We start from the raw sequence: 15,669 nt of genomic DNA, 5'->3' as shown, positions 1-15,669 counted from the left end.
CCGCCGAGGCCCGGAACCCGGACATGAGTGAGATCGTGGGCAGCCACGATCTGCTGCTCGTCACCCTCGACACCCTGCGCTACGACGTGGCGGCCGAACTCGCCGCCGCCGGACGCATCCCCCATCTGGCGCGCCATCTGCCGGGCGGGGTCTGGGAGAAGCGGCATGCGCCCGGCAGCTTCACCTACGCCTCCCACCAGGCGATCTTCGCGGGATTCCTGCCGACACCGGTCGGCCCCGGGCCACACCCGCGGCTGTTCGCGGCACGCTTCGCGGGCAGTGAGTCCACGGCTTCGGGCACCTTCGTCTTCGACACCCCCGATCTGCTGTCCGGCCTCGCCGAAGTGGGCTACCACACGGTGTGCATCGGCGGCGTCGGCTTCTTCAACCGACAGGGGCCGCTCGGCTCCGTACTGCCCGGCATGTTCCAGGAGAGCCACTGGGAACCGGAGTTCGGCGTGGCGTCGCCCACCTCGTTCGAGGCCCAGGTGGCCCGTGCCGAGCAGATCGTCGCCGAACTCCCCGCCGAGCAGCGTCTCTTCCTCTTCGTCAACGTGGCCGCCCTGCACCAGCCGAACTGGTTCCACCGGCCGGGGGCCACGCGTGAGGCGGGCGACTCCCGCGCCACCCATGCCGCCGCCCTCGAATACGTCGACGCCCACATCGGCCAGCTCCTCGCCGCCGCGAGCAGCCGACGCCGCTGTTTCGCCATCGTCTGCTCCGACCACGGCACGGCCTACGGGGACGACGGCTACACCGGTCACCGGCTCGGCCACGAGTCCGTCTGGACCGTTCCGTACGCGCACTTCTTCCTGGAACCGGGGGTCACCGCACCATGAGCCGCACCACGACCGTCCCGCACACCCCCCGCCCGTACCAGAGCTATGTCTACGCCTATCCGCACAAGACCGCCTATCGCCCCCTCGCCGAGCGGCCGGCGCTGCGCGAGCTGTGGGCGGCCGAGCGCAAGGACGCGCTCTCGCTCTATCTCCACATACCGTTCTGCGAGGTCCGCTGCGGCTTCTGCAACCTCTTCACCCGGATCGGCGCCCCCGACGAGCTGACGACCCGGTATCTCGACGCGCTCGACCGTCAGGCCACCGCCGTCCGCGACGCGCTGGGCGACGCCGATCCGGTGCGATTCGCGGCGGCGGCGTTCGGCGGGGGCACTCCCACGTTCCTGACGGCGGCGGAACTGGAGCGGCTCTGCGACATCGCGGAGAAGCGGATGGGTGCCGATCTGCGGTCCGTCCCGCTGTCGGTCGAGACCTCGCCGTCGACCGCGACGGCCGACCGGCTGGCGGTCCTCGCCGACCGCGGAACGACCAGGATCAGCATCGGCGTGCAGAGCTTCGTCGAAGCCGAGGCGCGTGCCGCCGTACGACCGCAGCGCCGCGCCGAGGTGGACAGGGCGCTGGACCGGATACGTGAAGCCCGCATCCCGGTCCTCAACATCGACCTGATCTACGGCATCGACGGGCAGACCGAGGACAGCTGGCGCACCTCCCTGGACGCGGCGCTCGGCTGGCGGCCGGAGGAGCTGTACCTCTACCCGCTGTACGTGCGCCCGCTGACCGGTCTGGGACGGCTCGGCACCGACGGCGAGGCGGCGGCGGACGCCGCCTGGGACGAACAGCGGCTGCGGCTGTACCGCGCGGGCCGGGACCATCTCCTGGCCCACGGCTACGAGCAGGTGTCCATGCGGATGTTCCGCCGCTCCGACGCCCCCCGGACGGACGGCCCGGACGACTACGCCTGTCAGACCGACGGCATGATCGGCCTGGGGTGCGGCGCCCGCTCGTACACCACGGGTCTGCACTATTCCTTCGACTACGCGGTGGAGATGCGGGAGGTACGGGCGATCATCGACGGCTACACCGCGACCGAGGACTTCTCACGCGCCGAGGTCGGCCGGTACGTCGACGGCGACGAGGCCCGCCGGCGCCATCTCCTGCAGTCGCTCCTGCAGGCCGATGGGCTGCGCCCGGCCGACTACCGGGAGCGGTTCGGCAGCTCCCCGGCCGACGACTTCCGCACCGAACTGGCCCGGTTCGAGGCGCGTGGCTGGCTCGACGCGGCGGCCGGTGCGTCCGGCCTGCTGCGGCTCTCCCCCGAGGGCCTGGCCCACTCCGACGCACTGGGCCCGGAACTCTTCTCCCCCGGCGTGCGGGCCGCGATGGCCGCGTACGAGCTGAAGTGAGCGCGCCCATGGACCTGACCATCCTCTATCGCGGCCCGCTCGCGTCCTGCGACTACGACTGTCCGTACTGCCCGTTCGCCAAGCGGCGGGACAGCCGGGAGCAGTTGCGTGCCGACCGCGCCGCACTGGAGCGGTTCACGGCGTGGGCCGCCGCGCAGACCGGCGATCGGCTCTCGGTCCTGTTCACCCCGTGGGGCGAGGGTCTGGTCCGCTCCTGGTACCGCCGTGCGCTGGTGGAGCTGGCGCGGCTGCCGCACATCGGCCGGGTCGCGATCCAGACCAACCTCAGCAGCCGTACGGGTTGGCTGTCCGAGGCGGGTGACGCCGGTCGCGAGAAGATCGCGCTCTGGTGCACGTACCACCCGGGGCAGACGCCGTACGAGCGGTTCCTGACCAAGTGCCGGGAACTGACCGCGCTCGGCATCCGCCACAGCGTCGGAGTCGTCGGTCTCGACGACCATCTCGACGAGGCGCGACGGCTGCGGGCCGCGCTGCCGGACGAGGTCTATCTCTGGGTGAACGCCGCCGAAGGGCAGAGCTACACCGACGCGGAGGCGGATCGATGGACGGCCCTCGACCCGCTCTTCCCGTACAGCAGGCATCCGCACCGGTCGGCCGGGCTGCCCTGCCGTACGGGCGAGTCGGTCATCTCGGTGGACGGTGACGGCACGGTGCGCCGCTGCCATTTCGTCCCGGCGGAGCTGGGCAACCTCTACGACGGAAGCTATCGCCGCTCGCTCGGCCCGCGGGCCTGTCCACTCGCCGTCTGCGACTGCCACATCGGCTATGTGCATCTGGAGACGCTGCCGCTGTACGACGTCTTCGCGGGCGGAGTGCTGGAGCGGATACCGGCACCCCCGTTGTCGTCCCTCGCCGGACGGTCCTGAACCTCAGGACCGTCCGGCGGACGAGGGAACCACGGGTGGCGTGGCGCCGGCCGGGGCGAAGGCGCTGTTTCTGCTGCTGTCCGGCGACCTGCACGCCACTGGAGCCAACCCTGCCGACATCATCGGCGAAGCTGCGGCCGGCGGGGTCCGCCGGGTCGTCCTGCTCTCCACGCCGGGCGTGGTGACCAGGCCCTCCGGCCAAACGCGTGTCGCGATGCGCGCGCTGGAGGACCTGCTGCGGGAGCCCGGCCTGGAGTGGGTCATCCTGGGGGCCGGGCGGCTTCGCCTCCAACGCCCTGTGGTGGGCCGGGTCCGTCCGCGCGCATCAGGTCGTCGCCGCGCCCTTTGGTGACGTCGGGGTGCCGATCATCGACCCGGCGGACATCGCCGCGGTCGCGGCGGCCTGCCTGCCGGATGACCGGCACACCGGCGGCGTGTACGAGCTGACCGGTCCGGAGGTGATCACTCCGCGCCAGCAGGCGGAGGCCATCGCCGCTGCGCTGGGCTCGCCAGTGAGGTTTCACGAGCTCACTCGCGAGGAAGCCGAGACCGCCATGACCCGGAGCATGCCGGCGGAGCTTGCCGACGACACTCTGGACATCCTCGGTTCCCCGAGCCCGGACGAGCTGCGCGTCAGCCCGGACGTCCAGCGGGTCCTCGGCCGCGCCACGCGCCCCTTCGCCGGCTGGGCCGCCCGCCATGTCGCCGCGTTCCGCTGAGACTGGTCAGCGACGCTGCCCCATCGGGACCGACGCCGACCACGGAGGCCGGATCCAGGGGACCGTGCCGGTGCGGGTAAGCGGCGGCACGGCCTCACACATAGACAAGTGTGAAGCGCTGAGAGTCGGACCCGTCGCAAGCGTCGCCCTCGATCCTGGCACCGTCGCTGACGCCCGTCACGGTCCAGCAGAGCCCCATGGACAACGACCTGAACCCGATGCCCGACTGACCGTACTCGGCGAAGTACGTGAAGCGCTGGTGAAAGGAACCTTCCCTGCACTCCTGCTGGACGATCGGCCAATTGATCCCGCCACCCCCGGATGCGCCGTAGATGGTCAGGCACTTGTCCGCGAACGTCCTGATCTCGTGGGTCGGGTTTACGACGCCGTCGTTCATGCTCTTGAAGCGCTGGGCGGGAAGATTCTGGCACCGGTTCTGTTCAAGCGAAGCGCCGTCGCTGGTGCTTTGGTTCCTGATGGTCAGGCACTTGCCCGTGGACGTCTTGATCTGAACGAGATGGTAAGCCGGGGATGCCTGCGCGGGCTGAGCTACTCCGATCATGGAGGCAAGGACTGCCGCTGCGCCGACTACGGCTACCGTCGGCCGTCGCAGGAACCTCATCATGGTGCCGATCACGTGGTCTCTTCTCCTTTGCGGGACGCGCCAGCTCGCACGCTCGCCGCTGGTCAGCACCGCTCAGACTTCCCTTTCGACAGCATGAGGAAAGGGCAGACCACCCGGTGTGGCCGATACCCGGCGCACCTGCCACCCCTGCGGGTGACTGGACTGATCGGATCCGGCCAACACGCTCACCGTTCGCGGAAAGCGCGGCCCACGAGCACGGCGTCAGCCGCGGCGCCATCCGCACGGCCGTCGCCCACCTCATGCCCGAACACACCGCCGTCGGCCGCGAGGGCGCCCCGGCCCTGGAACTACCGGTCACCCTCGACATGCCGGGCAAGGTCGCCGACTTCCTCCGCGCCGCCGACCTGGAGCCCGCCGAACGGGCCGCGCTCGACCACGGCATGACCGTACGCCGCGGCCAGGGCTACACCCTGCGCGTCACAGCCGCGCCCGCGGTCCACCGCCAGTTCCTCGCCCGCTGTCAGCCTCTCGATGGCGCCCAGGGCACCCCGGCGGTCACAGCGCAAGACCCGCCGCGAGTACGAGAACCGCGTCGACACCCTCGTGGCTGACACCCAGCGCTGAGTAGCCGGAGCCAGCCCGCCAAGATCGACCCGTGGAGGGTTTCTGGCGTATCCGGGTCATGCCCCTACCAGGCGTCGCACGACAGACCGCGCTTCGACGAGACGGCCTGGTGCTGCGGCCGGGAAGGTGTGCCGGGAAGCTCGCGGCGTCCGGTGCGGTGCGTCGCAAGGCGCGAGGATCGCCCTCGTGCCGGACACACTCGCGTGATGCGACAACGCGGGGTGGTGCCGTGCCGGACGCCGCGAGCCGGTGAACCCTCCCGGCCACAGCACTAGAGCGGCAGGAGGTCCGGCCGCTTCGCCTCGACGTGGTCGCCGGAGGACTCGCCCCGCAGCCGACGGCCGATCCACGGCACCAGGTACTCGCGTGCCCAGTGGATGTCGTCGCGCCGGACTTCGAGCGTGCCGCGCTGTGCCTGCGGGGGCCATTCCTGGTCGGGGTCGGCCGGCACGTCGAGGCCGAGGACCTGGGCGGCCCGCAGCGCGACCCTGGTGTGTCCCTCGGGCGACAGATGGAGCCGGTCGTCGTCCCAGGCGCGCCTGTCCTGAACGGACCGCAGCGACCACAGGTCGAGGACCGGGCAGTCGTAACGGTCGGCGATGGACCGCACATGGGCGGTGTAGGTGGCGATCTTGCCACGCAGATGGCGCAGCACGGGAACGCCACGGGTGTCGAAGCCGGTGGTGACCAGGACGGTGCCGACCGATCCGGTCAGCTCCGCGACCGCACGCTCGAAGCGCTCGGCGACGTCGTCGGGGTCGGTGCCGGGCCTGATGATGTCGTTGCCGCCCGCGCAGAAGCTGACCAGGTCGGGTGCGAGCTCCTTGGCGCGCGGCACCTGCTCCTCGACGATCTGGTCCAGGAGTCGTCCGCGTACGGCGAGATTGGCGTACCTGAAATTCCCGTGCGCGGAGCCTTCGGTGTCCGTCGCCGTACCGGGGTCCGGGAGCTGGTCCGCGAGAAGCACCGCGAACCGGTCCGCCCAGCCGACAAAGGTTCCGTCCGGGCCGGGGTCGCCGACCCCCTCGGTGAAGCTGTCGCCAATCGCCGCGTACGACCCGATGACACCATGTCGGTTGATGACGCCACGTTGATTATTTCTCGAATCGTCTGCCACAAACGCTTATCCTGCACCGCCGAATGTGACCTACGCGACCGTAATAAGGGGTTGACGGGTGGTGAGATAGGCCACCCGGTCAGGTTTTGGTAAAGGGGGAATAAGCAGAAGGGGCGGTGCGCTGCCGCGCACCGCCCCTTCTGTGCGGCTCGGGTCACCCCCAGGGCCTGTCGTCCGGATCACGCCGGGCTCGCGTGCCCGGCACGCCGATCCGGCCCGATCCGGACGAAGGACGCCGGTTGTTCAACTGCCCGGCTGTTCGGCTCAGACGTAGATGCCGTGCGAAGCCAGGAAGGCGATCGGGTCGATGTCCGAACCGTACGCCGGGCCCGTGCGGACCTCGAAGTGCAGGTGCGGTCCGGTGGCGTTGCCGGTGGCGCCGGAGAGCCCGATCTGCTGACCGGTGCTCACGGACTGGCCCGCCGAGACGGAGATCGAGGACAGGTGACCGTACTGCGAGTAGTGGCCGTCGGCGTGCTTGATGACGACCTGGTTGCCGTACGCGCCACCCCAGCCGGCGGTGACGACGGTGCCGGAGGTGATGGCCTTCACGCTGGTGCCGGTGAAGACGGGGAAGTCGATCCCGGTGTGGCTGCCGCTGGACCAGTTGGAGCCGGAGGCGCGGTAACCGGTGGTGTGGTTGCCGGGAACCGGGTGGGCGTAGCCGGAGCCGCTGCTCTGGGCGGCCGGGGCGGAGGTCTTGGACTCCTTGGCCGGGGCGGACTTGGCCGGGGCGGACTTCTCCACGACCGACGAGGGAACCGAGAGGGCCTTCGAGGGGAGGGCCGATCCCGCGCCGGCGCCGGTGGCCGCGTCGTCGGCCGACGCCTTGCCGCCGAGCGTCAGCTTCATGCCCGGGAAGATCAGACCGGGGTCGTTGCCGACGACCTCGCGGTTGTCCTGGTACAGCTTCTGCCAGCCGCCCTCGATCTTGTGCTCGGCGGCGATCTTCGACAGGTAGTCGCCGGAGACGACGGAGTAGGTCGTGGTGGCGGCCTGCTGCTGCGCGACCGGCTGGGCCGGGGCGGCATGCGCGGCGATGGAGGCGGACTGCGCGGCGGCGGCCGGGGCGGCCTGTTCCGCGGCGTGGGCACCGGTGGCGCCGAGCAGCGGCAGCGCGATGACGGCGCCACCGGCGCCTGCGGCGGCGACACCACGGGCGATGACGCTGGACTTCGTACGACGATGCTTACCCGATATGGGCATGGGGTGTTTCCTCTCCGGCGCCTACGAGGTGAGCTGTCGGGTTCGGGCTGGAGATGCCCGGCCGCGCCGAGCGCGACTTCACCCCGAGCCGGCCGGATTTCTCCGATCGGCGGCCTACCTGGTTCCCCCGCTCCTGCCACACGATGAGTGGGTGCGAATTCCGGACGGCGGCAGGATTAGGCGGTCCGACCGGATTGACGGCGACCGTAAGCGAGTCGGGACGGCGAGAACAAGCCACCGGTTCCGCACCGGAATCCGCGCCGAGAATTCGACGCGGAATTCCGGTCACACTCCGTGGATCGAGGATCTTGAATTTCCGCGCCGCGCACGGAATACCCGACCACCCCGCCAGCACACACCGTCACGGATATGATCCCGCTCACGAGAGGGCGACCATCCACCCGACAAACAGTGCGAGTTCGGGGTGAATCTACGCATTACGGACACATCACGTTCATCGCTCGCGCCGCAGCCTCAGTACCCCCGCGTCGAGATCCCCCTGAAGCCCGGTGTGCAGCCCCTGGTGCAGCAGCACCGAGCCGTGGTGCACCGCCCCGGTGTCCAGGCAGGTGTACATCGCCGCGGGGTCGAGCCCGCGCAGCCTGAGGGCCGGGGGCCGCTCCCCGTACCTCTGCGCCTCCAGCCACATCAGGACCACGCTCTCCTCCCCGTGGACGTACTGGAGCGCACTGAGTCCGCCCCGCGGGGCGCGCAGCCGGTACAGGGAGCCGTGCTGCACCACCGGCCGGATCTCCTTGTAGAGGCCCACCCAGTCCCGCGCCTCGGCGAGTTCGCCCTCACTCCATTCGGTGAGGTCCCCGCCGACCCCGAGCACACCGGCCATCGCGCTCACGAAGCGGAAGCGCAGCGAGCTGACCCGGTCGTTGAGCTGGACGTTCGGACTGTCGGTGACCCAGGCGGCCATCACCCGGGCCGGATGGATCTGACCGAAGCCCTCCTGGATGGCGAGGCGGTCGAGCGGGTCGGTGTTGTCGGAGGTCCACACCTGGTCCGTGCGGGACAGAATCCCCAGATCGATCCGGCCGCCGCCGCCCGAGCAGGACTCGAAGGCGACCGAGGGGTGCGCGGCCCGGAGTCGGTCGATCAGCGCGTAGAGGGCGTGCACATGCTCGACCCAGAGCTTCTGCGGATACTCCTCGCCGGGCCAGCCCGCATCGGTGAAGGAGCGGTTGAAGTCCCATTTCACATAGTCCACGGGCGCGCTGGAGAGCAACGTGTCCAATTGCTCGTAGAGATGGTCCCGCACATCGGTGCGGGCCAGATTGAGCACCAGCTGATTACGGAACTCGGTACGCGTCCGGCCGGGGAAGTGCTGCACCCAGTCCGGGTGTGCGCGATAGAGATCGCTGTCGGCATTGACCATTTCCGGCTCGACCCAGATGCCGAACTGCATTCCGAGACCGTGCACTTCGTCGGCGAGCGGCTTCAGCCCGCCGGGGAAGCGGGCCGGATTCGGCGTCCAGTCCCCGAGCCCCGCCCGGTCACTGGTGCGACGGCCGAACCACGCGTCGTCCACGACGAACAGTTCGACACCCATCGCGGCGGCCCGCTCGGCGAGGGCGCGCTGCTGCTCCTGCGAGATGTCGAAGCCGGTCGCCTCCCAGGAGTTGTAGAGCACCGGCCGCAGACTCTCGGCGTCCGGGATCACATGGGCCAACTGCCAGGTGTGCCAGGCCCGGCTCGCCCCGCCGAACCCCTCCGCGCTCCACAGCCCGGCGAAGACGGGTGTGACGTAGGACTCCCCCGGTCCGAGCAGCAGCAGCCCGGAGTCGTCGTAGCCCGCGCCGCCGGTGATCTGCACGAGCCCGTCGGGGAGCCGCTGTACGGAGATCCGCCACGACCCGGACCAGCCGAGCGCGCATCCGTACACCTCTCCGCTCTCCTCGGTCGCCGCACCGTCGGCATCGAGTGCGACCCACGGCAGGTACTGGTGGCCCGTATGGCCACGCCTGCTGGAGATGACGCTTTCGCCGTACGTCAGCTCCGCCCGTGCGAGCCGGGACTCCGCCGCCCAGCGGCCGTGCAGCCGGCTCAGCCGCCAGCCGTCGCGGGCGGGCAGCGCCCAGGCGGCGGCGTCGGCGCGCAGCAGCTCCAGCGGCGGGCCGTCGGGCCCGGCGTGGGCGACGGTGGCCCAGCGCTCGATCACATCGGAGTCGTTCCGCATCCGGTAGTGCAGCGTGAGGGCGAGCCGGTGCGCGGAGTCGGTGAAGCCGATGCGGAGTTCGTCCCCGTCCACCACGGCATCGGTGAAGGCCCACTCCGTGCCACGGACCTCGGGGGTGCGCACCGAGAGGGCCGGGCGGACGAACCGCGGGCCGCCCTCCACGGGATACTCCTCACGGCCGTCGAGCCAGGACTCGAACCCCCTGGCCGGTGGTTCCGGCGCCGCTGCCAGGGCCTCGGCCGCGGCAAGGGAGATCCGCGGTCCCCAGTGGAGATGGAGCAGTTCGTCCCGCTCGGTGATGCGCAGTGCGTAGCTGCTGCTCGCCCCGGTGAGCAGCCAGGTCCGACCCTTGTCGCCAGTCTCGATCATCGCTCCCCCACATTCCAACAGTTCCGCACATCATCGACCATCGTCGGGCAGGCGGGCAACGGTCTCGCGACGAAATTCACTGGACGGATTCACCACCGGAGCACGGAGGTTCACGAGGTATCGACAAGGAAAGGCCGAGATGATTGCCTGAGGAATCAATGTCGTATCGTCGCGGAAGTGACCTTGTCGGCGACTCGCGTCGACGCCAGACACCCCAGGAGTCCCTGTGACGCAGCAGTTGCCGCAGATCCCGTCGACGGAACCCGAACTGGCAGGTGTCCGCAATTTCCGCGATGTGGGCGGACTGCCCACCGCGGACGGCCGGCGGGTGCGGTACGGACGGCTCTTCCGCAGTGGTCACCTCGCGCACGCCACCGCCGAGGACGCCGCGTTTCTCGGCGGTCTCGGTCTGCACACCGTCTTCGACTTCCGCAACGCCGCCGACCACCGGCTCGACGGCCTGGACGTGGAACTGCCGGGCGTACGCAACGTGAGCATCCCGCTCTCCGACCCCGCCGACGGCGCCGAGTTCTGGCAAATGGTCCGCGACGGCGATCTCGACCAGCTGCGTTCGCTCCTCGCCGACGGCAAGGGGACGAACCGGATGATCGCCTCGTACCGCTCGATCATCCTGGACCGTACCGCCGAACACAGCCGGGTGCTGCACGCCCTGGCCGAGGACAGCGTTCCGGCGTTGATGCACTGCGCGGCGGGCAAGGACCGGGCCGGTCTGTCGATCGCGGTGTCGCTGCTGGCGGTCGGCGTCGAGCGCGAGGCCATCGAGGCCGACTACCTCAAGTCCAACGACGCCCACCGCCGCTACCGGGTGCGCCGCAGCGACACCTCGGCGAACGGCATGTCGCCCGAGGTGATGGAGCTGCTCAACCCCCTCTTCGGCGCCCACGCCGCCTATCTGGACGCGGCCTTCGCGACCATCGAGGAGACCTGGGGCAGCACCGACCGCTATCTCTCCGAGGGGCTGAAGCTCGCCCCCGAGACCCGTGAGCGGCTGCACGAGCAGCTCCTTGACCAGGAGTAGCCCGACCGCCCCTCGCGGCGGTCAGCCCTTGCCGGCCACCGCGAAGAGCAGGTACAGGAAGGCCGCGAAGATGTGTCCCGCGATGAGGTAGGCGAACAGCCGGATCACCACACCGCGCGGGAACTTCCGCTCCTGGGCCTCGTAGTTCTTCCTGGACCCGAGCGGGTCGAAGTTCTCTGAATCGGACATGACAGTCCTCTCTGGCGACCGGACGGACCGGTCTCAGCGACGGTGGATACCACTGCCGAGGCACAACTCGGCGGCGGGGCTCTGCAGCAGGGTGTGGACGAAGAGCAGCTCGGCACCGTCACGGTCGACGGCCGTGATCCGGTGCGGGGTGAGCGAGTCGAAGTGCGCGCTGTCACCGGGGGCGAGATCGTGCACGGTGTCCCCGAGCGTGACCCGCAGGTGCCCGGCGAGCACGTACAGCCATTCCTCACCGGGATGGACGCGTACGAGGTCGCCCTGCGCACCGTGCGGAACCCGGACGCGGAGCGCCTGCATCGCCCGGCCGGCACCGCCGGCCCGCCGGTACATCCAGCCGTCGGCCTCGGCCCCGTCGAACCTTCCGCCACGGATGATCGCGTCACGTTCCGGGGGCGTCTCGCCCAATAGTTCGGAGACCGTCGTACCGTAGATCCTGGCAAGGCCGAGGAGCATCGGCAGCGAAGGCTGACGACGGCCCGTTTCGAGCCGGGAGAGATGGGCGGGCGAGAGCCCGGCCCGCTCGGCGGCGGTCTCCAGGGTGAGACCACGGCTGCGGCGCAGATCGCGCAGGCGTGGCGCGATCCCGGGCAGCTCGTCGGCCACCCCTCCGTCCGGAGTGTTCATGTACCCATTGGGCCAGGAGCTTTCCTCAGAGGCAAATTCCTTACCTCTGAGGCAAAAACCCACGAGCCGCACATTCCGCGGGTCAGCGGTTGGCGACGGCCTGCTTGACCAGTGTCCTGCCGAAGTCCCACATCAGCCCGCCACCGCTGTGGGCGTCGTCCATCACGGCGGTGAACGCGGTGACGAACCGGTCGACCTCCGGCTCCCCGATCACCAGGGGCGGAATCAGCTTGATCACCTCCAGATGGTCGCCCGAGACCTGGGTGAGGATGCGGTGCTTCTGGAGCAACGGAACCACCACCATCTGCGCGAAGAGGCCCTTGCGGGCCGCCTGCAGCATGGTCCAGCGGCCGCGCAGCTTCAATGACGACGGCCGCCCGAACTCGATGCCGATCATCAGCCCGCGCCCGCGCACCTCGTGCAGCAGCTCGTAGCGGTCGACCAGTGCGGCCAGACGCTCGCGCAGCAGATCGCCGGTACGGCGCGCGTGGGCGACGGTCCCCTCGTCCTCCATCACCGCCAGGACCGCGAGACCGGCCGTCATCGCCTGTGCGTTGGAGCCGAAGCTCGCGGAGTGGACCAGGACCCGGTCCATGGACGAATAGACCTTCTTGAAGATCCAGTCCTTGCCCAGCGTCGCCCCGACCGGCACATAGCCGCCGGAGAGGGCCTTGGCGACACAGACCAGATCCGGTTCGACTCCCTCCTCGTGCTGGTACGCGTAGAAGTCGCCGGTCCTGCCGAGGCCGGTCTGCACCTCGTCGGCGATGAGCAGCGCCTTGTGCTGGTGGAGCAGGTCCTGTGCGGCCCGCAGGAAGCCGGGCGGCGCGGTGTGGACGCCCTTGCCCTGGATGGGCTCGACGACCAGCGCCGCCACGTCGCCGCGTTTCAGCTCCCGCCGCAGCGCGTCGAGATCACCGAGCCCGATGGCGGTGTCCGGCAGCAGGGGCGCGAAGCCGTCCCGGAAGCCGCTCTCCCCGTTCACCGAGAGCGAGCCGGTCGTCAGCCCGTGGAAGGCGTGGGCGCAGTAAAGGATCCTGGGCCTGCCGGTGGCGTACCGGGCGAACTTGAGGGCGGTCTCGACGGCCTCCGTACCGCTGTTGCCGAAGAACACCCGGTCCAGGTGCGGGCTGTACGTGAGCAGCTTCTCCGCCAGCAGCCCCGGCAGCGGCTGGCAGTCGAAGCGGGTGAGGTCGGCGAGCGAGGCGTCGAGGACGTCGTGCAGGGCCTTGCGCACCACGGGGTGGTGCCGGCCGAGCCCCATCACCCCGAATCCGGCGAGCATGTCGAGGTAGTCGTTGCCGTCCGCGTCCCAGAAGTGCGCGCCCTCGGCCCGTTCGTAGACCTTGTCGAAACCGATGGTGTGCAGCATGCGGGGCAGCTGGTGATTGAGGTGTCTGGTGTGCAGCTCATAGCGTTCGGCGCCGCGCTCCGCGAGGAGCTGTGCCAGATCGAAGCCCTTGGGCCCGTCGTCGTTCATGCCCCGCTCTCCTCGGTCCTTCTCGCTGCGTCCTTGGCGGCCAGGGCCGCGCTGATCCGCCCGGCGATCTCCACCGGTGTGAGCCCGATGTCCGCCAGTACCTCGGCACGCTTGCCGTGGGCGAGGAACTGCTCGGGGATGCCGAACGTCCGCAGGGGTACGTCCACACCGGCGTCCCGCAACGCCTGTCCGACCGCCGAACCGACGCCCCCCGCCCGGCTGTTGTCCTCCACGACGGCGACCAGCCGGTGCCGCTCGGCGAGCGGGGCCAGCTGTTCGTCGACCGGCTTGACCCAGCGCGGGTCGACGACGGTGCAGCGGACGCCGCCGCCCGCCAGCAGGTCCGCGGCGCCGAGACAGACCGGGGCGAGCGCACCGACGGACACCAGCAGTACATCGGGGTCGTCCGCCCGGTGCAGCACGTCCATGGAGCCGATCCTGTCGATGGCCGGGATCGGCTCCCCCACCGACTCCTTGGGAAACCGGATCACGGTGGGCGCGTCGTCGACGGCGACGGCCTCGCGGAGCTCGGCCCGGAGCTCGTCGGCGTCGCGCGGGGCGGCGATCCTCAGCCCGGGGACGACCTGCAGCACCGACATGTCCCACATGCCGTTGTGGGAGGCTCCGTCGGGCCCGGTGACCCCGGCCCGGTCCAGGACGAACGTCACCCCGCACCTGTGCAGCGCGACATCCATCAGCAACTGGTCGAAGGCCCGGTTGAGGAAGGTGGCGTAGACGGCGACGACCGGATGCAGTCCGCCGGTGGCGAGTCCCGCCGCGCAGACCGCGGCGTGCTGCTCGGCGATCCCGACGTCCCAGACCCGGTCGGGGAACGCTTCGGCGAACTTCGTCAGTCCGACGGGGTGCAGCATCGCCGCGGTGATGGCCACGACGTCCGGCCGCTCGGCGCCGATCGCGGCGATCTCGTCCCCGAAGACGGCTGTCCAGGTCGGCGCTCCGGCCGGGGCCAGCGGTGCGCAGGTCAGCGGGTCCATCGCACCCACGGTGTGGAAGCGGTCGGCCTCGTCCCGGAGCGCGGGCGGGTACCCACGGCCCTTCTCGGTGAGGCAGTGCACCAGCACCGGACCGTGGAAGCGTTTCGCCCGGTGCAGTGCGGATTCGACTGCCGCGACGTCATGGCCGTCGATCGGGCCGACGTACTTGAGCCCGAGGTCCTCGAACATGCCCTGCGGGGCGAAGGCGTCCTTGAACCCTTTCTTCGCACCGTGCAGCGACTCGTACAACGGCTGTCCGATGACGGGCGTCTGCTGGAGCACTCCCTTGCCCCAGGAGAGGAAGCGTTCGTATCCGTCGGTGGTACGGAGCGTGGCGAGGTGGTTGGCGAGGCCACCGATCGTCGGGCCGTACGAACGCTCGTTGTCGTTCACCACGATGATCAGCGGACGGTCCTTCGCGGCCGCGATGTTGTTGAGCGCTTCCCAGGCCATGCCGCCGGTGAGTGCGCCGTCACCGATGACGGCCACGACGTGGTCGCTCCGCCCCAGTACCTGATGGGCCTTGGCGATGCCGTCGGCCCACCCGAGGACGGTCGAGGCGTGCGAGTTCTCGATGACGTCGTGCGCGGACTCCTCGCGGGAGGGGTAGCCGGACAGGCCCCCCTTGCCGCGCAGCTTGGAGAAGTCCTGCCGCCCGGTGAGCAGTTTGTGCACATAGCTCTGGTGCCCGGTGTCCCACAGGATGCGGTCCACGGGCGAGTCGAAGGCCCGGTGCAGGGCGATGGAGATCTCCACCACCCCCAGGTTGGGCCCCAGATGACCGCCCGTCCTGGCCACCGCCCGGATGAGGAACTGTCTGATGTCCTCGGCGAGTTCGTCGATCTCCGCCGCGCTCAGCGCCTTGAGGTCGTACGGCCCCCGGATGTTCTCCAGAATCGTCACGCTCGGGCCCCTCTCTGGTTCTGTTTCAGCTCACGGTGACGGCGGGAACCCCCGATGGCGTTCCCGCGGCGTCCATGCCCTCGGCGATCTTCAGGGCTTCCTCGATCAGCGTCTCGACGATCTTCGACTCCGGCACGGTCTTGATGACCTCGCCCTTCACGAAGATCTGCCCCTTGCCATTGCCCGAAGCGACACCCAGATCCGCCTCACGCGCCTCACCCGGACCATTGACGACACAGCCCATCACGGCCACCCGCAACGGCACCTCCATGCCCTCAAGACCCGCACTGACCTGATCCGCCAGCTTGTACACATCCACCTGCGCCCGACCGCACGACGGACACGACACAATCTCCAGCCGCCGCTGCCGCAGATTCAACGACTCCAGGATCTGGATACCGACCTTGACCTCCTCGGCCGGCGGCGCCGACAACGACACCCGGATCGTGTCCCCGATCCCCTCCGACAGCAACGCACCGAACGCCACCGCCGACTTGATCGTCCCCTGGAACGCCGGACCCGCCTCCG

14 protein-coding genes, 1 pseudogene and 1 riboswitch are annotated in these 15,669 nt (G+C 69.9%); of the genes and pseudogenes, 6 read left to right on the top strand and 9 right to left on the bottom strand.

The window, feature by feature from the left end; genetic code table 11:
- The first annotated feature begins 23 nt into the window (after positions 1-23).
- From ACIOHC_RS36495 to ACIOHC_RS36480, 4 genes and pseudogenes are all read left to right on the top strand, one after another.
- Positions 24-839 (top strand): STM4013/SEN3800 family hydrolase, encoded by an 816-nt coding sequence (locus tag ACIOHC_RS36495; RefSeq protein ID WP_401845953.1) that lies wholly within the window; start codon positions 24-26, stop codon positions 837-839.
- Positions 836-2,200 carry an STM4012 family radical SAM protein gene (locus ACIOHC_RS36490; RefSeq protein WP_351079878.1) on the top strand — a complete coding sequence of 455 codons (1,365 nt, stop codon included), beginning with the start codon at positions 836-838 and terminating at the stop codon, positions 2,198-2,200. The genes ACIOHC_RS36495 and ACIOHC_RS36490 overlap by 4 nt, the downstream gene beginning before the upstream one ends.
- Positions 2,201-2,208: 8 nt before the next feature.
- A complete protein-coding gene (locus ACIOHC_RS36485; protein ID WP_401845898.1) occupies positions 2,209-3,087 on the top strand; it encodes an STM4011 family radical SAM protein in 879 nt (292 codons plus the stop codon).
- Positions 2,987-3,806 (top strand): annotated as a pseudogene (locus tag ACIOHC_RS36480) (NAD(P)H-binding protein). The gene ACIOHC_RS36485 and the pseudogene ACIOHC_RS36480 overlap by 101 nt, the downstream one beginning before the upstream one ends.
- A 94-nt stretch (positions 3,807-3,900) precedes the next feature.
- On the opposite strand, the gene ACIOHC_RS36475 reads toward ACIOHC_RS36480, so the two are convergent.
- Positions 3,901-4,443, bottom strand: coding sequence for an RICIN domain-containing protein (locus tag ACIOHC_RS36475; RefSeq protein ID WP_365690737.1), 543 nt, complete (start codon positions 4,441-4,443; stop codon positions 3,901-3,903).
- A 248-nt stretch (positions 4,444-4,691) separates the two neighbouring features.
- Here ACIOHC_RS36475 and ACIOHC_RS36470 point away from each other — a divergent pair, with 248 nt between their 5' ends.
- A complete protein-coding gene (locus tag ACIOHC_RS36470; RefSeq protein ID WP_351079884.1) occupies positions 4,692-5,003 on the top strand; it encodes a hypothetical protein in 312 nt (103 codons plus the stop codon).
- A gap of 284 nt (positions 5,004-5,287) precedes the next feature.
- Here ACIOHC_RS36470 and ACIOHC_RS36465 read toward each other — a convergent pair whose 3' ends face one another.
- From ACIOHC_RS36465 to ACIOHC_RS36455, 3 genes are all read right to left on the bottom strand, one after another.
- Positions 5,288-6,133 (bottom strand): SGNH/GDSL hydrolase family protein, encoded by an 846-nt coding sequence (locus ACIOHC_RS36465; RefSeq protein ID WP_351079886.1) that lies wholly within the window; start codon positions 6,131-6,133, stop codon positions 5,288-5,290.
- Positions 6,134-6,397: 264 nt separating this feature from the next.
- Positions 6,398-7,339, bottom strand: a complete 942-nt coding sequence (locus ACIOHC_RS36460) for a LysM peptidoglycan-binding domain-containing M23 family metallopeptidase (protein WP_351087069.1) — start codon at positions 7,337-7,339, stop codon at positions 6,398-6,400.
- 3 nt (positions 7,340-7,342) lie between these two features.
- A riboswitch (cyclic di-AMP (ydaO/yuaA leader) is annotated at positions 7,343-7,503 on the bottom strand.
- A 290-nt stretch (positions 7,504-7,793) separates the two neighbouring features.
- On the bottom strand, positions 7,794-9,893 hold the full coding sequence (locus tag ACIOHC_RS36455; protein ID WP_351087067.1) for an alpha-galactosidase: 2,100 nt from the start codon (positions 9,891-9,893) through the stop codon (positions 7,794-7,796).
- A gap of 226 nt (positions 9,894-10,119) precedes the next feature.
- Between ACIOHC_RS36455 and ACIOHC_RS36450 the strand changes: the two genes are divergently transcribed.
- Positions 10,120-10,932: a tyrosine-protein phosphatase gene (locus ACIOHC_RS36450; protein WP_351087066.1), complete on the top strand. Its 813-nt coding sequence runs from the start codon at positions 10,120-10,122 to the stop codon at positions 10,930-10,932.
- Between the two features lie 21 nt (positions 10,933-10,953).
- On the opposite strand, the gene ACIOHC_RS36445 is transcribed toward ACIOHC_RS36450, so the two are convergent.
- From ACIOHC_RS36445 to ACIOHC_RS36425, 5 genes are all read right to left on the bottom strand, one after another.
- On the bottom strand, positions 10,954-11,121 hold the full coding sequence (locus ACIOHC_RS36445; protein WP_176729046.1) for a DUF6126 family protein: 168 nt from the start codon (positions 11,119-11,121) through the stop codon (positions 10,954-10,956).
- Between the two features lie 33 nt (positions 11,122-11,154).
- Positions 11,155-11,763 (bottom strand): XRE family transcriptional regulator, encoded by a 609-nt coding sequence (locus ACIOHC_RS36440; protein ID WP_351087063.1) that lies wholly within the window; start codon positions 11,761-11,763, stop codon positions 11,155-11,157.
- Between the two features lie 82 nt (positions 11,764-11,845).
- Positions 11,846-13,243, bottom strand: coding sequence for an aspartate aminotransferase family protein (locus tag ACIOHC_RS36435; RefSeq protein WP_351087061.1), 1,398 nt, complete (start codon positions 13,241-13,243; stop codon positions 11,846-11,848).
- On the bottom strand, positions 13,240-15,141 hold the full coding sequence (gene dxs / locus ACIOHC_RS36430; protein ID WP_351087059.1) for a 1-deoxy-D-xylulose-5-phosphate synthase: 1,902 nt from the start codon (positions 15,139-15,141) through the stop codon (positions 13,240-13,242). Before dxs ends, ACIOHC_RS36435 begins: the two co-directional genes overlap by 4 nt.
- Positions 15,142-15,166: 25 nt before the next feature.
- Positions 15,167-15,669, bottom strand: a 503-nt coding sequence (locus ACIOHC_RS36425; protein ID WP_401845896.1) for a flavodoxin-dependent (E)-4-hydroxy-3-methylbut-2-enyl-diphosphate synthase, incomplete at its 5' end; no start/stop codon positions are given.

It is taken from the genome of Streptomyces sp. NPDC088252, from assembly GCF_044740965.1.
GTDB lineage: Bacteria > Actinomycetota > Actinomycetes > Streptomycetales > Streptomycetaceae > Streptomyces.
This window is presented reverse-complemented; position numbering and strand designations above follow the sequence as displayed.

Coding starts and splice junctions, on each gene's coding strand:
- ACIOHC_RS36495 (WP_401845953.1), top strand. CDS start 24: ATGAGTGAGATCGTGGGCAGCCACGATCTGCTGCTCGTCACCCTCGAC.
- ACIOHC_RS36490 (WP_351079878.1), top strand. CDS start 836: ATGAGCCGCACCACGACCGTCCCGCACACCCCCCGCCCGTACCAGAGC.
- ACIOHC_RS36485 (WP_401845898.1), top strand. CDS start 2,209: ATGGACCTGACCATCCTCTATCGCGGCCCGCTCGCGTCCTGCGACTAC.
- ACIOHC_RS36470 (WP_351079884.1), top strand. CDS start 4,692: ATGCCCGAACACACCGCCGTCGGCCGCGAGGGCGCCCCGGCCCTGGAA.
- ACIOHC_RS36460 (WP_351087069.1), bottom strand. CDS start 7,339: ATGCCCATATCGGGTAAGCATCGTCGTACGAAGTCCAGCGTCATCGCC.
- ACIOHC_RS36455 (WP_351087067.1), bottom strand. CDS start 9,893: ATGATCGAGACTGGCGACAAGGGTCGGACCTGGCTGCTCACCGGGGCG.
- ACIOHC_RS36445 (WP_176729046.1), bottom strand. CDS start 11,121: ATGTCCGATTCAGAGAACTTCGACCCGCTCGGGTCCAGGAAGAACTAC.
- ACIOHC_RS36440 (WP_351087063.1), bottom strand. CDS start 11,763: ATGAACACTCCGGACGGAGGGGTGGCCGACGAGCTGCCCGGGATCGCG.
- ACIOHC_RS36435 (WP_351087061.1), bottom strand. CDS start 13,243: ATGAACGACGACGGGCCCAAGGGCTTCGATCTGGCACAGCTCCTCGCG.